Here is a 16,962-nt window from a genome sequence, read left to right on the forward strand (position 1 = left end):
TTTACAATTAAGCTTCAGACAAAGTTGCTTTATGTTCGTCCTCATCATCGTCATCAGCAGAATCCATTCCTAGTTCCTTTAACTTTCGGGTTAGGGTGTTCCGTCCCCAACCTAATAGTTCAGCTGCATGACGTTTGCGTCCACGAGTTTGTTGTAGGGCAGCATTAATTAATGTGCGTTCAAACATCGGTGTTGCAATATCCAAAATCTTCATTTCGCCATTTTTGAGCTTTTGAATTGCCCATTGGTTTAGCAATTCATCCCAATGATGTAAAGAAATACGCTCAAAAGACGGGGCTGGCTGACTAGTTTCACTAGTTTTTTGAAGTGGCACTTGTTTTAGTTCAGAAGGTAAATCTTCTGGATAAACTTCACGACCAGTAATCATGACAGTTAACCAACGACAGGTATTTTCAAGCTGACGCACGTTACCTGGCCATGGCAGTTGTTGCATATAGTCTGTTGTTTCAGTACGTAAAATCTTTGGACTTACACCTAACTCTTTGCCTGCACGGGCCAAGAAGTGTTGAGCAAGCATTGGTATATCTTCGCTACGATGCGCAAGCTTAGGAATATGAATACGAATTACATTTAAACGGTGATATAAGTCTTCACGGAATCGACCTTCATTCACCAATTTTTCTAAATCTTGGTGTGTCGCAGCGACAATTCGGACATCAACTTTAACAGGGATATGTCCACCAACTCGATAAAATTCACCATCTGCAAGTACGCGAAGTAAACGAGTCTGTGTTTCAAAAGGCATATCACCAATTTCATCAAGGAATAATGTTCCGCCATTGGCTTGTTCAAAACGACCTTGATGTTGAGTATTTGCGCCAGTAAAAGCACCTTTTTCATGACCAAATAATTCCGTTTCGATTAAGTCTTTCGGAATTGCTGCCATGTTTAGTGCAATAAATGGTTTGGCACGGCGCGGTGAGTGCTTGTGTAAAGCATGTGCAACGAGCTCTTTGCCAGTTCCTGACTCGCCATTAATTAAAACGGTAATGTGTGATTGCGATAACCGCCCAATTGCTCGGAAAACCTCTTGCATGGCAGGAGATTCACCAATAATTTCTGTCGATTGTAGCGGAGAAGCAGTTTTTGTAGCTTCTTGCTGCTGCAATTTATTGATATGCAAAATCGCACGATTGACTAAAGCTAAAGCTTCATCAATGTCAAATGGCTTTGGTAAATATTCAAACGCACCAGTTTGATAGCTTGATACAGCTGACTCTAAGTCTGAATGAGCTGTCATAATAATGACGGGTAAGTCGGGGTGTGTGTTTTTTACTTTGGATAAAAAAGTCAACCCATCGATACCAGGCATACGGATGTCAGTTAAGATGACATCGGGCGCATCATGATGTAAACGTTCGAGTGCTGTTTGAGCTTCTTCAAAATTGGTGACGTCAAATCCTTCTTCTTTAAAGGTTTTTTCAAGTACCCATCGCATGGCGCGATCGTCATCAATAACCCATATTTTATTTCGCGACACGGTCTGACTCCCAAGGTAAATATAAGCTAAACATTGTTTTTCCAGGAACTGATTGGCATTCAATCATTCCGTTATGTTGATGCATAATGTTCTGTGCAATACTCAGGCCAAGCCCTGTACCTTTTGCTCGCCCTGTAACCAACGGGTAAAACACAGATTCTAAAATGCTTTCTGGAATACCCGGTCCATTGTCTTCAATATCAACTCGTACAGCAGAGCGGTTGAGCACACCATTAATAGTGACTAGACGTTGAATTCGGGTACGTAAAATTAATTCGGGTTCTTGATCTATAAAAAATGACTTATTTTCTGTAATCGCTTGAATGGCATTAACGCTAATATTAAGCATAACTTGAATTAATTGATCTCGGTCAGCATTCACATCTGGCAAAGACAAATCATAGTCACGCGTAATTTTAATTTTTTTCTTGGTTTGGTTTGCAATTAAAGACCGAACTCGTTCCAAAGGTTCATGAACATTTACGTTCTCATAACTCGGCAGTTGTCTTGAACCCAACATGGTGTCAGCCAAATTGGTAAGACGATCTACTTCATTGATAATAACATCTGTAAATTCTGCATAACTCTCGTCATTCAAGCTCCGAGCAAGTAATTGAGTAGCACCTCGTATCCCAGCCAGTGGATTTTTAATTTCGTGAGCAACGCCTCGAACCAACTGTCTAGCCACTTGATGTTGTTGAATTAAGTTTTCTTCTTTAGAAATTTTCAACATACGGTCAATTGGATTTAACTCAATAAGTAAAAGTGGATGATAACTTTTACCTGCATTTAATTGTGAAACCGTATAATCAACATGTAAGTCTTTAAAGTTGACATTAATTACAGCTTCACGACGTGTATAAGGTTGTCCTGTTTTTAAAGTATTGAGTAAAGCTTCATGTGTATTAAAGGTATCATCGGGCGCATGAAGTAAATTTAAAACCGGCTGCCCAGAAGCACGGAGCAAACTAATGTCGAAAAGTGCTTCGCAAGCTGAATTCAAATAAAAAATATTAAAATTACTATCGATTAATAAAATCGCAGTAGTTAAATTGTCTACCAAAAGGCGATAGTCGATAGGTGCGTGTTGATCCATTAGCGAATCGTTCCTGTCTTAAAATGGCGCAATGGCATCTTCATTGGTTATCGGTATTCACCGTTATAGAACATGAATGATGCAAAATGTACGCCAACTTTGTTTATGGATTATTTTGAGGTTTCAAGCGTAATTAAAGCGCGCTAAAATCGTTCTTAATATCTTTTGGTCAAAAATAGCAGCCTGCTTGCTAATAATAACATGTTCCAACTTGGTGCAATATTGGGTTTTGGTGCAAATATTGGTTGTATTTTGGTGCATTACACAAAGAGTGGGGTTTCCACCTATGCGTGAGACGAGAAAAGACATACAATACGCGCATTCAAGTGGAGCGCAGATTCATGAAGACCCCCAAAGTCGGTTTTGTTTCTTTAGGTTGTCCTAAGGCATTGGTAGATTCTGAACGAATTTTAACTCAGTTAAAGACTGAAGGTTATCAAGTTGCATCAGATTATGATGGTGCTGATTTAGTAGTTGTTAATACCTGTGGTTTTATTGAATCTGCGGTACAAGAGTCGCTAGATGCAATTGGCGAGGCCATGAGTGAAAATGGTCGAGTAATCGTTACAGGATGCTTAGGTAAAGACGAAGATAAAATTCGTCAAATGCATCCGAACGTTTTAAAGGTTACTGGTGCGGCAGCTTATCAAGATGTGATGGAAGCTGTACATGAATATGTGCCAGCACCGCCGAAACATAATCCTTTTATTGATCTTGTTCCTGAACAAGGTATCCGTTTAACGCCTAAGCATTATGCTTATTTAAAAATATCTGAAGGCTGTAACCACCGTTGTACCTTCTGTATTATCCCGAGCATGCGTGGTGATTTAGTATCACGTCCGGTTGGTAGCGTGTTAGAAGAAGCAGCTGCGTTAAAACGTGCAGGTGTGAAAGAAATATTGGTTATTTCACAAGATACTTCAGCTTATGGTGTAGATACTAAATATAAGTTGGATTTTTGGAACGGACAGCCAGTAAAAACCAAATTCTTTGACATGTGTGAAGCACTTGGTCAGCTTGGAATTTGGGTGCGTCTACATTATGTATATCCGTATCCACATGTTGATGCAGTGATCGATTTGATGGCTCAGGGTAAAATCCTGCCTTATCTCGATATTCCATTCCAACATGCGAGCCCACGTGTTCTTAAATTAATGAAACGTCCGGCGCATAGTGAAAATACCCTAGAAAAAATTAAATTGTGGCGTGAAAAATGCCCGGATCTTGTTATCCGTTCTACTTTTGTGGTTGGTTTTCCAGGCGAAACTGAAGAAGATTTCCAGATTTTGTTAGATTGGTTAGTTGAAGCTCAACTTGATCGTGTAGGCTGCTTTACTTACTCACCAGTAGAAGGCGCTACGGCCAATGATTTACCAGATCATGTGCCAGAAGAAATTAAGCAAGAGCGTTACGAGCGCTTTATGCAAGTGCAGCAGCAAATATCTGCTGCCAAATTACAAAAACGTATCGGTCAAACGATGACTGTATTAGTCGATGGCTTGGAAGATGAATATCCTGTTGCTGTTGCACGTTCTTATGCCGATGCTCCGGAAATTGACGGTAATGTCTTCGTAGAAGATATCGATAAGAGCACGATTCAACCAGGCGATATGTTGGAAGTCGAAATTACCGATGCGGATGAATATGACTTATTTGCAAAGTTAATTAAAATTAAATCGGTCTAATCGAATCACGATTCAAAAAGCATTCAGTTTAAGAGGTCTTGGAGCAAAATCATGGCGGAAACAATAAGCCCCCGTTATTCACGAATTTTATTAAAATTATCTGGTGAGGCATTATCAGGTAATAAAGATATGGGTATTGATGCTCAAGTTTTAGATCAGATGTCACTTTCTATTGCACATTTGGTGGGCTTGGGTGTGCAAGTAGGTATCGTTGTTGGTGGCGGTAACTTATATCGTGGTAGCCAGTTACAAAAAGATGGCTTGGTTGGCCGTGTAACAGGTGACCAGATGGGTATGCTTGCAACTGTCATGAATGGTTTGGCAATGCGTGATGCATTAGTGCGTCGAAACATTAGAACTCGTCTTATGTCTGCATTACCAATTGGTACTGTTGTAGAGTCATATTCAAGTCGTGATGCAATCCGTCATTTAAGCCAGGGCGAAGTTTGTGTTTTCGTTGCGGGAACAGGTAATCCATTCTTTACAACTGATACAGCAGCATGTCTACGTGGTATTGAAATTGAAGCAAATTTAATTTTGAAAGCAACCAAAGTAGACGGTGTTTATAATAAAGACCCTAGCAAATACGAAGATGCAGTCAAATATGATCATTTAACATTTGATCAAGTGTTAGATGAGAAGCTAGGCGTTATGGATTTAACAGCAATTTGTCTATGCCGTGATCACAATGTGCCATTGCAAGTATTTGATATGAATAAATCTGGTGCGCTTTTATCAGTCGTAATGGGTGAAAAAGAGGGTACACGCGTTACTAAATAATGTACGTGTGCTGCAAAGCTCTTTATACTAGCGCTAAATTAAATTTGTTATATACATCCTTGAATAAATAAGTAAGGAAGATCATATGATTAACGATCTGAAAAAAGACAGCGAACAGCGTATGATGAAAACTCTTGAGTCTTTGGAGCAAGGGTTTAATAAAGTTCGTACCGGCCGTGCACACCCATCAATTTTAAATGGGGTAATGGTTCCTTACTATGGTTCTGATGTGCCTTTAAACCAAGTAGCGAACGTTGGTGTTGAAGATTCGCGTACGCTTATCGTTCAACCATTTGAACGTACAATGGTTTCTGCAATTGATAAGGCAATTCGTGAAAGTGATTTAGGTTTAAACCCTATTACTGCTGATTCAATTCGTGTGCCTTTACCAGCTTTAACTGAAGAAACACGCCGTGATATGCAAAAAGTTGCACGCAGTGAAGCTGAAAATGCAAAAGTTGCTATTCGTAACATTCGTCGTGATGTTTTAGGTGATATCAAGGCACTGTTGAAAGAGAAAGAAATCTCTGAAGATGATGAACGTCGTGCAGGTGATGATATTCAGAAAATCACTGATAAATATGTTGCAGAAGTAGATAAACGTCTTGCAGCGAAAGAAGCAGAATTGATGAAGGTCTAATTTTATGACCGAATCAGAAGAGTATCATCTTCCTCAGCATGTTGCCATCATCATGGATGGCAACAACCGCTTTGCCAAGAAAAATCAAATGCAAAAAGGCGATGGGCATCGAGAAGGTAAAAATATTCTTGATCCTATTGTTGAGCATTGTATAAAAACTAGCGTCCGTGCTTTAACTGTTTTTGCATTTTCGAGTGAAAATTGGAATCGACCACAATATGAAGTCGATCTGCTTATGAAGCTTCTTGAAGAAACGATTCATGAGCAAATACCTCGCATGAAAAAATTCAATATTGCTTTGCGTTTTATAGGGGATCGTTCTAGATTACCTTCACATTTAGTTGCCTTAATGGAAGATGCAGAGCAACAAACAGTACATCATGATGCCATGACATTAACTATTGCGATTAGCTATGGTGGTATGTGGGATATTGCAAATGCAGCTAAAGAGGTTGTACAAGCAGTTTCTCGTGGTGAAATTGACGCTGATCAAATAAATGTTGATTTGTTCGGAAAATATGTCAGTCTAAACGATCTGCCAGCTGTGGACTTGTTGATCCGTACAGGTGGAGATTTTCGTATATCTAACTTCCTGTTGTGGCAAGCAGCTTATGCGGAACTGTATTTTACGGATACATTATGGCCGGAATTTACAGTCGAGGAATTCGATCATGCACTGAATGTATTTTCAGGGCGTGAACGTCGTTTCGGTAAAACATCTGAACAAATTCAGCAAGAGAAAATCGAGAAATTATAATGTTAGAGCGGATTGTTACCGCATTGGTACTTGTTGCAGTTGTTTTGGGCTGTATGTTTGCTACGCAATCACATTATCCAATGTTGGTACTTATGATTGTGGCGGCAGCTGTTGCGGGGTATGAATGGTATAAGTTAATGCCTCATGAAGCTGGTGCGGTAGTAAAGCCTAAAGCATGGGGTTATGGTCTACTTGTTGCCTTTGTTTCTGGTGTTGCCTTATTCTTTCATGACATTGCATTGTTGCTATGGTCTGCTTCAATTTTAACTTGGCTCGTTAGTGTATATTGGGTTAAGTCTTTTCCTGAATTTGATGGTTGGTATAACGCGACTCTCTATATTATTGGTTTAATTCTTATCTGTGCAGCAGTGACTGCAATCTTTGTAGTATGGCAAAGCTCACCATGGTGGTTGATGTATTTGTTCTTGCTTGTATGGGGTGCAGATAGTGGAGCTTACTTTGTAGGTCGCAAATTTGGTAAAAGAAAATTGGCACCCACAGTAAGTCCAAATAAATCGGTAGAAGGATTGTATGGTGGTATTTTAACTACAGTGATTGTCATGCTTGTAGTGCAATATCAATATTTAAACCTAACTTGGGTTCAACAACTTTTATTCCTGATCTTATCTTTAATTACAGTATTTGGTTCAGTATTAGGTGATTTGTTTGAATCAATGATCAAACGTCGTGCTGGTATTAAAGACTCTGGCCGTGTGTTGCCTGGTCATGGTGGTGTGTTGGATCGTATTGATTCTTTACTCGCAGCAGCCCCGATTTTTGCAACGGGAATGTATATATTAAAGCTTATTGGTGTAGATTTATAGATGACACAATCTGTTTGCATATTGGGTGTAACTGGTTCTATTGGACAAAGTACCTTAAAAATTTTAAGTCAGCATCCAGATAAGTATTCAGTCTTTGCAGTTTCGGCACATAGTCGAATTTCTGAACTTGTTGAAATCTGCAAACAGTTTCGCCCTAAAGTTGTTGTTGTTCCTGAACTGAAGATAGCTGAATTAAAAACATTATTTGCGCAACAAAACATACAAGACATTGAGATTTTAGTTGGGCAAGATGGTCTGATTGATATTGCATCACATGCTGACGTTGATATTGTAATGGCTGCAATTGTAGGTGCTGCAGGTCTTTTACCTACTTTGGCAGCTGTTAAAGCAGGTAAACGAGTATTGCTTGCAAATAAAGAAGCATTGGTGATGTCTGGTGAAATCATGATGCAAGCTGCTCTTGATCATCAAGCATTGTTATTGCCAGTGGATTCAGAACATAATGCTATTTTCCAGTCATTACCTCATAATTATTTAGAAGTTGAGAGAACTGGGCAACCACAATTAGGTGTATCCAAAATACTACTGACGGCATCTGGTGGTCCCTTTTTAAATCATTCCCTAGAACAATTGGAACATGTAACACCACAGCAAGCATGTAAACATCCAAACTGGTCTATGGGCCAAAAAATCTCAGTTGACTCAGCTACTCTTATGAATAAAGGGTTGGAGTTAATTGAAGCGTGTCATTTGTTTTCAATATCTGAACATTTTGTTACAGTTGTTGTTCACCCACAAAGTATTATTCACTCTATGGTGCAGTATGTTGATGGTTCAACATTAGCACAAATGGGTAATCCTGATATGTGTACGCCAATTGCACATGCATTAGCATGGCCTGAGCGTTTACAAACAAGTGTTCCTGCTTTAGATTTATTTGAGTATTCTCAACTTAATTTTCAAGATCCGGATACCCAAAAATTTCCTGCACTAAATCTTGCAAGACAAGCAATGCGTGCAGGAGGTTTGGCGCCTACCATTTTGAATGCAGCGAATGAAATTGCTGTTGAAGCATTCTTAAAGGAAAGGATTGGATTTACACATATTCCGCAAGTGGTAGAGCATACTTTGCAAGATTTAGAGAATGCAGCCGCTGAGAGCATTGAGTGCATTTTAGATAAAGATAAAATGGCTCGCTCAGTAGCTCAACAATATATATCAAGTATTGGAGGCTGAAATGAATGCTCTTTTTATGATTGCAGCAGCGGCTCTTTTACTTGGTCCGTTAATTGCAATTCATGAGTTTGGTCATTACTGGGTTGCTCGTAAACTTGGTGTTAAAGTTTTAGTTTATTCAATTGGTTTTGGTCCAACTTTACTCAAATGGACCTCTAAAAAGTCCGGCATTAAATATCAGCTTTCTGCTTTACCTTTAGGTGGCTACGTTAAAATGTTAGACGAGCGAGAAGGCAATGTGGCAGAACAAGATTTACCATATGCTTTTAACCGTCAAAAACCATGGAAACGTATTGCTATTGTTGCGGCAGGGCCATTAATTAACTTAATTTTTGCCGTATTGCTTTTTTGGGTTTTATTTTTGCCAGCGCAACAACAATTAAATACTAAAATCGGTAAAATTATACCAAACTCTCCAGCTGCAGCTGCTCAGTTACATGTGGGTGATAAAATTATTGCTGTTGATGGTAAAGAAACAGCAACTTGGGAAAAGCTAAATTTTGCTTTGATCGATCGTGTAGGAGAAACAGGTACTGTAAATATCGATGTAAATCGTGCAGGCACTGAGAAAAATTTTGTATTACCGATAAAAGATTTTTTAAAAAACCAAAATGAATCTGCACTCGATGTATTAGGCTTCTTACCTTATCGACCTGTAATTCCTGCTGTTGTAACAGATTTAACAGCAGATGGTGCTGCGATTCGTCAAGGAATGAAAGTGGGTGATCGTATTGTTGCGATTGACGGTCAGCCTATGAAAGATTGGTTTGATGTTGTTGAGATTGTTCAGCGCTCTCCAGAAAAGTTACTTAATATTGATGTGTTGCGTCATCAACAGTTGGTTCATTTACAAGTGATGCCACAAGGAAAACGCGATAACATGGGACAAGTAAATGGTGTTCTTGGTGTAAAAAGTGACGCTGGAAAAATTACAATTCCTGACGAATATAAGCAAACAATCCAATATACTCCAATACAAGCTTTTGAAATGGCTCTTGATAAAACTGGCCAGATCTCTAGCATGATTTTGAACTCAATAGTGAAAATGGTAAAAGGACTTATTGGATTAGAAAATCTTTCTGGACCTATCACTATTGCAAAAGTAGCTGGGCAAAGTGCAGAAATGGGATGGCAAACTTTTATCTCTTTCATGGCATTGATGAGTGTAAGTCTTGGAATTTTAAATTTATTACCAATTCCAATGTTAGATGGTGGCCATCTAGTGTATTACATCATTGAAGCTATTCGAGGAAAGCCTGTTTCTGAACAAATACAAATGTTTGGTCTGAAAATTGGTATGGTACTGCTCGGTAGTATGATGCTTTTAGCTTTATTTAATGATTTTATGCGTTTGTAAACGTGTATGGATTTATAACTTACTGGAAAAAACTGGCATGCGGCACACACATTTTTTAATGCCTTTGGCACTTGTTAGCGCTATGGCAGCGGTACAACAAGCATATGCAGCTGATGATTTCGTCGTTAGAGATATTCGTGTAAACGGTTTAGTCCGTCTTACTCCTGCAAATGTTTATACCATGTTGCCAATCAACAGTGGCGATCGCGTTAATGAGCCGATGATCGCCGAAGCAATTCGAACATTGTATGCCACTGGTCTTTTTGATGATATTAAAGCATCGAAAGATAACGATACTTTGGTTTTTAATGTTATTGAACGCCCTATTATTTCAAAACTTGAATTTAAGGGTAATAAACTTATTCCTAAAGAGGCGTTAGAACAAGGCCTTAAAAAAATGGGTATTGCAGAGGGTGAGGTTTTTAAGAAATCTGCTTTGCAAACCATTCAAACAGAATTAGAGCAGCAATACACTCAACAAGGTCGTTATGATGCTAGCGTTACTGTTGATACCGTTGCGCGACCAAATAACCGCGTTGAATTAAAAATTAATTTCAACGAAGGAACGGCAGCAAAAGTTTTTGATATCAATGTAATTGGTAATACTGTTTTTAAAGATAGTGAAATCAAGCAAGCATTTGCTCTTAAAGAAAGCGGCTGGGCTTCAATCGTTACACGTAATGACCGCTATGCGCGTGAAAAAATGGCTGCAAGCCTTGAAGCATTACGTGCTATGTACCTTAACAAGGGTTATATTAATTTCAATATTAATAACTCTCAGCTTAATATTAGTGAAGATAAAAAACATATCTTTATTGAAGTTGCAGTTGAGGAAGGTAATCAGTTTAAATTTGGCCAAACTAAATTTTTGGGTGATGCACTGTATAAGCCTGAAGAATTACAAGCCTTAAAAATTTATAAAGATGGCGATACTTATTCTCAAGAAAAGGTAAACGCTGTTAAGCAATTACTTTTGCGCAAGTATGGTAATGCAGGTTATTACTTTGCTGATGTAAATATTGTTCCGCAAATTAATAATGAAACTGGTGTTGTTGATCTAAATTATTATGTTAATCCGGGTCAGCAAGTTACCGTACGTCGTATTAATTTCACTGGTAATAGTAAAACTTCTGATGAAGTATTACGTCGTGAAATGCGTCAGATGGAAGGCGCTTTGGCAAGTAATGAAAAAATTGACTTGTCTAAAGTTCGATTGGAGCGTACAGGTTTCTTTAAAACTGTTGATATTAAACCTGCCCGAATTCCAAACTCACCTGATCAAGTCGATTTGAATGTAAATGTTGAAGAACAACATTCAGGTACCACAACATTGGCGGTAGGTTATTCGCAAAATGGTGGTATCACGTTCCAAGCAGGACTTAGTCAAACCAACTTCATGGGTACTGGTAACCGAGTTGCAATTGATTTGTCTCGTTCAGAAACTCAAGATTATTATAATTTAAGTGTCACTGACCCATACTTCACCATTGATGGTGTAAGCCGTGGTTATAACGTTTATTATCGTAAAACTAAGCTAAATGATAACTATAACGTTAATAACTATGTAACCGATAGTGTGGGTGGTAGTTTAAGTTTTGGTTATCCTATTGATGAAAACCAAAGTTTAAGTGCTTCAGTTGGTGTTGATAATACTAAAGTCACCACTGGTCCTTATGTTTCTACCTATGTACGTGATTATTTATTAGCAAATGGTGGTAAAACTACTTCAACCAGCACGTATTGTTTGGTAGATCTCGACACGAGTGGGAACTGTCCAGATGGTCAAACTTCTAAACCGTATGGAAGTGCATTTGATGGTGAATTCTTTACCTATAACTTAAACCTAGGTTGGTCATATAACACATTAAATAGACCGATTTTCCCAACATCTGGTATGTCTCACCGTTTAGGCCTCGAAATTGGTTTACCAGGTAGTGATGTTGATTACCAAAAAGTAACTTATGATACACAAGCTTTCTTACCAATTGGTAGTTCGGGCTTTGTACTTCGTGGCTATGGTAAGCTTGGTTATGGTAATGATTTGCCGTTCTATAAAAACTTCTATGCTGGTGGTTACGGCTCTGTTCGTGGTTATGACAACAGTACCTTAGGCCCTAAGTATGCTAGTGTAAACTTACAAGAAACACAACAAAATGATTCTTCACCTGAAAATGTGGGTGGTAATGCTCTAGTTCAATTTGGTACTGAGTTAGCATTACCTATGCCATTTAAAGGAGATTGGACTCGTCAAGTACGTCCTGTACTGTTTGCTGAAGGTGGTCAGGTCTTTGATACTAAGTGTAACATTAATAACTCTGTATATGGCGATAAAGGCATGAGGATTAATGGTCAGACAATTACAGACGTTAAGAAGTATTGTGAAGATAATTATGGTTTCGATTTAGGTAACTTACGTTATAGCGTGGGTGTGGGTGTAACCTGGATTACTATGATTGGACCATTGTCACTTAGCTATGCATTCCCGTTAAATGATAAACCGGGTGATGAAACTAAAGAAATCCAGTTTGAAATTGGTCGTACTTTCTAAGTACGACTTCATTGAACAACGAAATAAGGAAAGTGATTATATGAAAAAATTAAATGCATTAATGTTAGGATTGGGTTTAACGGTAGCTTCAGTGGCAGCTAATGCAGCTGGTTATGGCGTAATTGATCTAGCTAAAGTTGTTGAAAGTAGTACTTATTTGAAACAACAAAATGCAAGCTTAAACCAGTCTGTGAAACCAACGACAACTAAGCTTGAACAACTTGGTAAAGAGTTAGAGGGACTTCAACGTCAGGCCCAAACTCAAGGCCAAAAAATGAAAGAAGATGATATTAAGAAATTGCAATCTCAGTATCAATCGAAATTAAATGAATTTAATTCTACACAGCAAGGCTTACAATCTAGAGTTCAAACTAGCTTACAAAGTATGAATACAACGTTTGAAACAAGAGTTAAGCAAGCTGCCGAACAGTTACGAAAAGAAAATAATCTTGACTTTGTTTTGAATAAAAATTCAACTGTTGCCTATGACCCTAAGTACGATTTAACTGATAAAATGATTCAAAAGGTTAATTCAATGAAATAAATTAATGAAAGTGCAACAATATCGTTTAGATGAATTAGCTCATCTGGTTCAAGGTGAGCTAATTGGTGAAGGCAGTCTTCAACTTTCGAACTTGGCAAGTTTAGAAAAAGCTAATTCAAACCATATTACTTTTATAAATGGTGAGAAATATCTTGAGCAAGCCAAAATGAGTAATGCTGGTGCCTTCATTGTTACAGCTACTTTAAAAGAACTTCTTCCAGAAAAACATAATTTCATTATTGTTGAAAATCCTTACCTTGCATTTGCAATTTTGACTCATGTGTTTGATAAAAAGGTTTCCATAACGGGGATAGAAAGCACTGCTCAAATTCATCCATCTGCTATTATTTCGGAAACGGCATATATTGGTCACTATGTGGTTATTGGTGAAAATTGTGTGGTAGGTGATAATACGATCATTGAGTCACATACTAAACTTGATGATTATGTAGAAGTTGGAAAAGATTGTTTTATCGATTCTCATGTCACCATTACGGGGAGCTCTAAATTACAAGATCGTGTGCGTGTACACTCGAGTACTGTGATTGGAGGTGAGGGCTTTGGCTTTGCGCCATATCAAGGTAAGTGGCATCGTATTGCGCAGCTAGGTTCGGTCTTAATTGGAAATGATGTTCGAATTGGATCAAATTGTAGTATTGATAGAGGTGCACTTGATAATACAATTTTAGAAGATGGAGTAATTATTGATAACCTTGTGCAAATTGCACATAACGTTCATATTGGTTCAAATACTGCTATTGCAGCCAAGTGCGGTATTGCTGGAAGTACAAAAATTGGCAAAAACTGTATTCTAGGTGGTGCATGTGGAGTATCAGGTCACCTTTCAATTACCGATAATGTGACTTTTACTGCAATGTCAATGGTCACAAAAAATATTTCTGTTGCAGGAACTTATTCATCGGGAATTGGATTATTTGAAAATAGTCATTGGAAAAAGACTGTTGTACGCTTGCGACAATTAGCAGATGTGCCATTGACCCAAATCACTAAACGACTTGATCATATACAAGCTCAAATAGAGTCTCTTGAATCAACTTTTAATTTGCGTAAATAGAATATTATGACCGAGTCAACTACCCCTAAATTTGCCATCCCTGAATTACCAATGCAGATTCAAACGATTCGTCAATATTTGCCGCATCGTTATCCATTCTTGTTGGTTGATCGTGTGACTGAAGTTACTGACAATAGTATTGTTGGTTATAAAAATGTTTCTATCAATGAAGAGTTCTTACAAGGACATTTCCCAGAATATCCAATTATGCCTGGTGTTCTAATTGTTGAAGCACTTGCTCAAGTTTCAGGTGTTCTTGGTTTTATTATGAACAATGAAACGCCAAAACCAGGTTCTTTGTTCCTGTTTGCTGGTGCTGAAAGAGTTAGATTTAAAAAACAAGTAGTTGCAGGTGACCAACTTGTATTAAAATCTGAGTTGGTAATGCAGAAGCGCGGCATTTACAAATATAATTGTACAGCTAGCGTTGATGGCATTGTAGCAGCAACCGCTGAGATTATGATTTCACACCAAAAAACAGAGCAGGCATGAGCAATCACGATTTAATCCATTCTACCGCCATTATTGATCCATCTGCAGTAATTGCTGCAGATGTTCAAATAGGACCTTATTGTGTTATTGGTCCTCAAGTGACTATTGGTGCTGGTACTAAATTACATTCTCATGTGGTAGTAGGTGGTTTTACCAGAATAGGCCAAAATAATGAAATCTTTCAATTTGCAAGTGTTGGTGAAGTTTGCCAAGACCTCAAATATAAAGGTGAAGAAACTTGGCTTGAAATTGGTAACAATAATTTAATTCGCGAACATTGCAGCTTACATAGAGGCACAGTGCAGGATAATGCATTAACCAAAATAGGTAGCCATAATCTATTGATGGTAAACACGCATATTGCACATGACTGTATTGTAGGTGACCATAATATTTTTGCTAATAATGTTGGTGTCGCTGGGCATGTACATATTGGTGATCACGTTATTGTGGGTGGGAATTCTGGGATACATCAATTCTGTAAAATTGATTCTTACAGCATGATTGGTGGTGCTTCATTAATTCTTAAAGATGTACCTGCCTATGTGATGGCTTCTGGTAATCCTGCTCATGCTTTTGGTATAAATACTGAAGGTATGCGAAGAAAAGGTTGGTCTAAAAATACAATTCAGGGTTTAAGAGAAGCTTATAAATTGATATTTAAGTCTGGACTGACTTCTGTTCAAGCTGTTGAACAAATTAAAAGTGAAATTTTGCCTTCTGTTCCAGAAGCTCAATTATTAATTGATTCTATTGAGCAATCAGAGCGTGGAATTGTACGGTAAGCATCCGCTGAACGCCATCGCCAAGTTTTAACGGGGTTCAGGTTTCCAGCGGTGAGGTAGTAATTCTTCTATTTGGGGCACTTTATGTGTTGGCAACCTTTTCAGCACATCACTTAAATAGGCATACGGATCCAAGCCATTCAGCTTTGCTGACTGGATTAAAGTCATGATATTGGCAGCTCGTTGACCACTGCGCAGCGAACCTGCAAATAGCCAGTTCTTACGCCCCAAGGCCCAGGGACGCATTTGGTTCTCTATCCAATTATTGTCAATGGGTAGATTGCCATCATCCAGATAGCGGCTTAAAGCAGTCCAACGTTTTAGGCTGTAATTGATCGCCCGGGCGGTTGGAGAACTCGATGGCACCGTCAGCTGATGTTGGTTGAGCCATTCATATAGTTGTTGCATGACCGGTTGACTATGCTGTTGTCGGTATTCGCAGCGGTCTTCCGCTGTACCATCCGTCTTTTTTCTTAATTCTGCTTCTATCGCATATAATTTCTGAATCAGCACTAATGCCTGTTCAGCGACCTGACTTTTCTTGGTCACATGTAGTTCATGGAATTTACGACGTGCATGTGCCATGCAGCCCACCTCAATGACCTGACCTGATCTAAAGCGTGCTTTATAACCACTGTAATCATCACAGACCAAATGACCCTGCCAGCCTTTCAGGAAGTCTTCAGCATGCTGGCCAGAACGGCTATCTTGAAAGTCATAGATCACTGCCTGAACTGGATTGTACTGTGTGCTGGCATAGGCCCAGACATAACCTTTTTTGGGCTTTTTCTCATTTTCACCCATCTGCATGACCGTCACCGGTGTTTCATCTGCATGGATCACCTGCTGTTGCAGTACCACCTGTTTTAAGGCATTGGCCAGAGGTTCCAGTTCCACCCCACAGCGGCCAATCCAGTCAGATAACGTTGATCTAGACAGATCAACACCTGCGCGTAGAAAGATTTGACGTTGACGGTACAAAGGCAAATGATCGGCATACTTTGACACCAGCACATGGCTAAGCAATTCAGGTGAAGCAATGCCTTTATCAATCACATAGGCTGGCATCGCTTGCTGAGTCAGAGTGTCACACTGATCACAGACCCATTTACCACGCACATGCTGTTCCTTATAGAACTGTGCCGGTCTGAAATTCAGTTTTTCACTGACATCTTCACCGATACGACGCAAGGTACAGCCACAACTGCATTGTGTTGATTCAGGTTCATGCTCAATACGGAGGGTGTGTAGATGATCTGGCAACAGCCGACGTTTAGGTTTGTTGACTGGGGCTTTCTGTGCAGCTGCATTGGTTTTATCTGCATTCAGTCGTTCCAGTTCCAGATCAACCGCTGCAATATCTTCTTCAACCGCTTCATCCCAGAGATGGATTTGTTTTGCGGTTAGATGTTCGTTTTTACTGCCGAATTTATGCTGTTTAAATAGTGCAAGCTCATGCTCGTATTTTTGATTGAGAATAGAAAGATGTTGAACTTTAGAATCTAATTGCTGATTGGTGACTTCAAGATGTTGAACTCTGGCATCTAATTGCTGATTTGATTGTTCCAGTTGTTGTTTAGATTGTGCCAGAGACTGATGCTGCATCGCCAACTGTCTGGTAAATTCCAGCAGTTGTTCATGGGTCAGTTGGCTTAAATCAGGCAGCGTATTCATGACCGCA

At 38.9% G+C, this 16,962-nt stretch carries 15 protein-coding genes; 12 read left to right on the forward strand and 3 right to left on the reverse strand.

Annotation, left to right across the window (positions count from 1 at the left end; all coding sequences use genetic code 11):
- Positions 1-7: 7 nt before the first annotated feature.
- Both glnG and glnL read right to left on the reverse strand, forming a co-directional pair.
- The gene (gene glnG / locus F985_RS11765; protein WP_004701189.1) at positions 8-1,501 is read right to left on the reverse strand and encodes a nitrogen regulation protein NR(I); all 1,494 of its coding nucleotides are present in this window, start codon (positions 1,499-1,501) and stop codon (positions 8-10) included.
- The gene (gene glnL / locus F985_RS11770; RefSeq protein WP_004701192.1) at positions 1,488-2,597 is read right to left on the reverse strand and encodes a nitrogen regulation protein NR(II); all 1,110 of its coding nucleotides are present in this window, start codon (positions 2,595-2,597) and stop codon (positions 1,488-1,490) included. The genes glnG and glnL overlap by 14 nt, the downstream gene beginning before the upstream one ends.
- A 341-nt stretch (positions 2,598-2,938) precedes the next feature.
- Between glnL and rimO the strand changes: the two genes are divergently transcribed.
- The 12 genes from rimO to lpxA all read left to right on the forward strand — a co-directional run bounded on the left by rimO (position 2,939) and on the right by lpxA (position 15,281).
- Entirely contained in the window at positions 2,939-4,282 is a 1,344-nt protein-coding gene (rimO, locus tag F985_RS11775; protein WP_004701193.1) for a 30S ribosomal protein S12 methylthiotransferase RimO, read from the forward strand.
- A gap of 51 nt (positions 4,283-4,333) precedes the next feature.
- Complete coding sequence (pyrH, locus tag F985_RS11780; RefSeq protein WP_000852257.1) at positions 4,334-5,062, forward strand: UMP kinase; 729 nt, start codon at positions 4,334-4,336, stop codon at positions 5,060-5,062.
- Positions 5,063-5,147: 85 nt separating this feature from the next.
- On the forward strand, positions 5,148-5,702 hold the full coding sequence (gene frr / locus F985_RS11785; protein WP_004701195.1) for a ribosome recycling factor: 555 nt from the start codon (positions 5,148-5,150) through the stop codon (positions 5,700-5,702).
- A gap of 4 nt (positions 5,703-5,706) precedes the next feature.
- The gene (gene uppS / locus F985_RS11790) at positions 5,707-6,459 is read left to right on the forward strand and encodes a polyprenyl diphosphate synthase (protein WP_004701197.1); all 753 of its coding nucleotides are present in this window, start codon (positions 5,707-5,709) and stop codon (positions 6,457-6,459) included.
- A complete protein-coding gene (locus F985_RS11795; RefSeq protein WP_004701199.1) occupies positions 6,459-7,283 on the forward strand; it encodes a phosphatidate cytidylyltransferase in 825 nt (274 codons plus the stop codon). Before uppS ends, F985_RS11795 begins: the two co-directional genes overlap by 1 nt.
- A complete protein-coding gene (ispC, locus tag F985_RS11800) occupies positions 7,284-8,480 on the forward strand; it encodes a 1-deoxy-D-xylulose-5-phosphate reductoisomerase (RefSeq protein WP_004701200.1) in 1,197 nt (398 codons plus the stop codon). It begins immediately after the preceding gene.
- A gap of 1 nt (position 8,481) precedes the next feature.
- Positions 8,482-9,837 (forward strand): RIP metalloprotease RseP, encoded by a 1,356-nt coding sequence (gene rseP / locus F985_RS11805; protein WP_004701202.1) that lies wholly within the window; start codon positions 8,482-8,484, stop codon positions 9,835-9,837.
- Positions 9,838-9,874: 37 nt separating this feature from the next.
- Complete coding sequence (gene bamA, locus F985_RS11810; RefSeq protein WP_004701205.1) at positions 9,875-12,385, forward strand: outer membrane protein assembly factor BamA; 2,511 nt, start codon at positions 9,875-9,877, stop codon at positions 12,383-12,385.
- Between the two features lie 40 nt (positions 12,386-12,425).
- Entirely contained in the window at positions 12,426-12,929 is a 504-nt protein-coding gene (locus tag F985_RS11815) for an OmpH/Skp family outer membrane protein (RefSeq protein WP_004701206.1), read from the forward strand.
- 4 nt (positions 12,930-12,933) lie between these two features.
- Entirely contained in the window at positions 12,934-14,004 is a 1,071-nt protein-coding gene (gene lpxD / locus F985_RS11820) for a UDP-3-O-(3-hydroxymyristoyl)glucosamine N-acyltransferase (protein WP_004701209.1), read from the forward strand.
- Positions 14,005-14,010: 6 nt separating this feature from the next.
- Entirely contained in the window at positions 14,011-14,496 is a 486-nt protein-coding gene (gene fabZ, locus F985_RS11825) for a 3-hydroxyacyl-ACP dehydratase FabZ (RefSeq protein ID WP_000140523.1), read from the forward strand.
- The gene (lpxA, locus tag F985_RS11830; RefSeq protein ID WP_004701211.1) at positions 14,493-15,281 is read left to right on the forward strand and encodes an acyl-ACP--UDP-N-acetylglucosamine O-acyltransferase; all 789 of its coding nucleotides are present in this window, start codon (positions 14,493-14,495) and stop codon (positions 15,279-15,281) included. The genes fabZ and lpxA overlap by 4 nt, the downstream gene beginning before the upstream one ends.
- Before the next feature lie 27 nt (positions 15,282-15,308).
- Here the strand turns inward: lpxA and F985_RS11835 are convergent, their stop codons facing one another.
- A complete protein-coding gene (locus F985_RS11835) occupies positions 15,309-16,955 on the reverse strand; it encodes an IS66-like element ISAba17 family transposase (RefSeq protein ID WP_001094416.1) in 1,647 nt (548 codons plus the stop codon).
- Between the last annotated feature and the right edge of the window lie 7 nt (positions 16,956-16,962).

Origin of the sequence: Acinetobacter seifertii (genome assembly GCF_000368065.1) — a bacterium.
Taxonomy (GTDB): Bacteria; Pseudomonadota; Gammaproteobacteria; order Pseudomonadales; family Moraxellaceae; genus Acinetobacter; species Acinetobacter seifertii.

Coding starts and splice junctions, on each gene's coding strand:
- pyrH (WP_000852257.1), top strand. CDS start 4,334: ATGGCGGAAACAATAAGCCCCCGTTATTCACGAATTTTATTAAAATTA.
- F985_RS11815 (WP_004701206.1), top strand. CDS start 12,426: ATGAAAAAATTAAATGCATTAATGTTAGGATTGGGTTTAACGGTAGCT.
- fabZ (WP_000140523.1), top strand. CDS start 14,011: ATGACCGAGTCAACTACCCCTAAATTTGCCATCCCTGAATTACCAATG.
- lpxD (WP_004701209.1), top strand. CDS start 12,934: ATGAAAGTGCAACAATATCGTTTAGATGAATTAGCTCATCTGGTTCAA.
- uppS (WP_004701197.1), top strand. CDS start 5,707: ATGACCGAATCAGAAGAGTATCATCTTCCTCAGCATGTTGCCATCATC.
- lpxA (WP_004701211.1), top strand. CDS start 14,493: ATGAGCAATCACGATTTAATCCATTCTACCGCCATTATTGATCCATCT.
- frr (WP_004701195.1), top strand. CDS start 5,148: ATGATTAACGATCTGAAAAAAGACAGCGAACAGCGTATGATGAAAACT.
- ispC (WP_004701200.1), top strand. CDS start 7,284: ATGACACAATCTGTTTGCATATTGGGTGTAACTGGTTCTATTGGACAA.
- glnL (WP_004701192.1), bottom strand. CDS start 2,597: ATGGATCAACACGCACCTATCGACTATCGCCTTTTGGTAGACAATTTA.
- rseP (WP_004701202.1), top strand. CDS start 8,482: ATGAATGCTCTTTTTATGATTGCAGCAGCGGCTCTTTTACTTGGTCCG.
- rimO (WP_004701193.1), top strand. CDS start 2,939: ATGAAGACCCCCAAAGTCGGTTTTGTTTCTTTAGGTTGTCCTAAGGCA.
- F985_RS11835 (WP_001094416.1), bottom strand. CDS start 16,955: ATGAATACGCTGCCTGATTTAAGCCAACTGACCCATGAACAACTGCTG.
- F985_RS11795 (WP_004701199.1), top strand. CDS start 6,459: ATGTTAGAGCGGATTGTTACCGCATTGGTACTTGTTGCAGTTGTTTTG.
- bamA (WP_004701205.1), top strand. CDS start 9,875: ATGCGGCACACACATTTTTTAATGCCTTTGGCACTTGTTAGCGCTATG.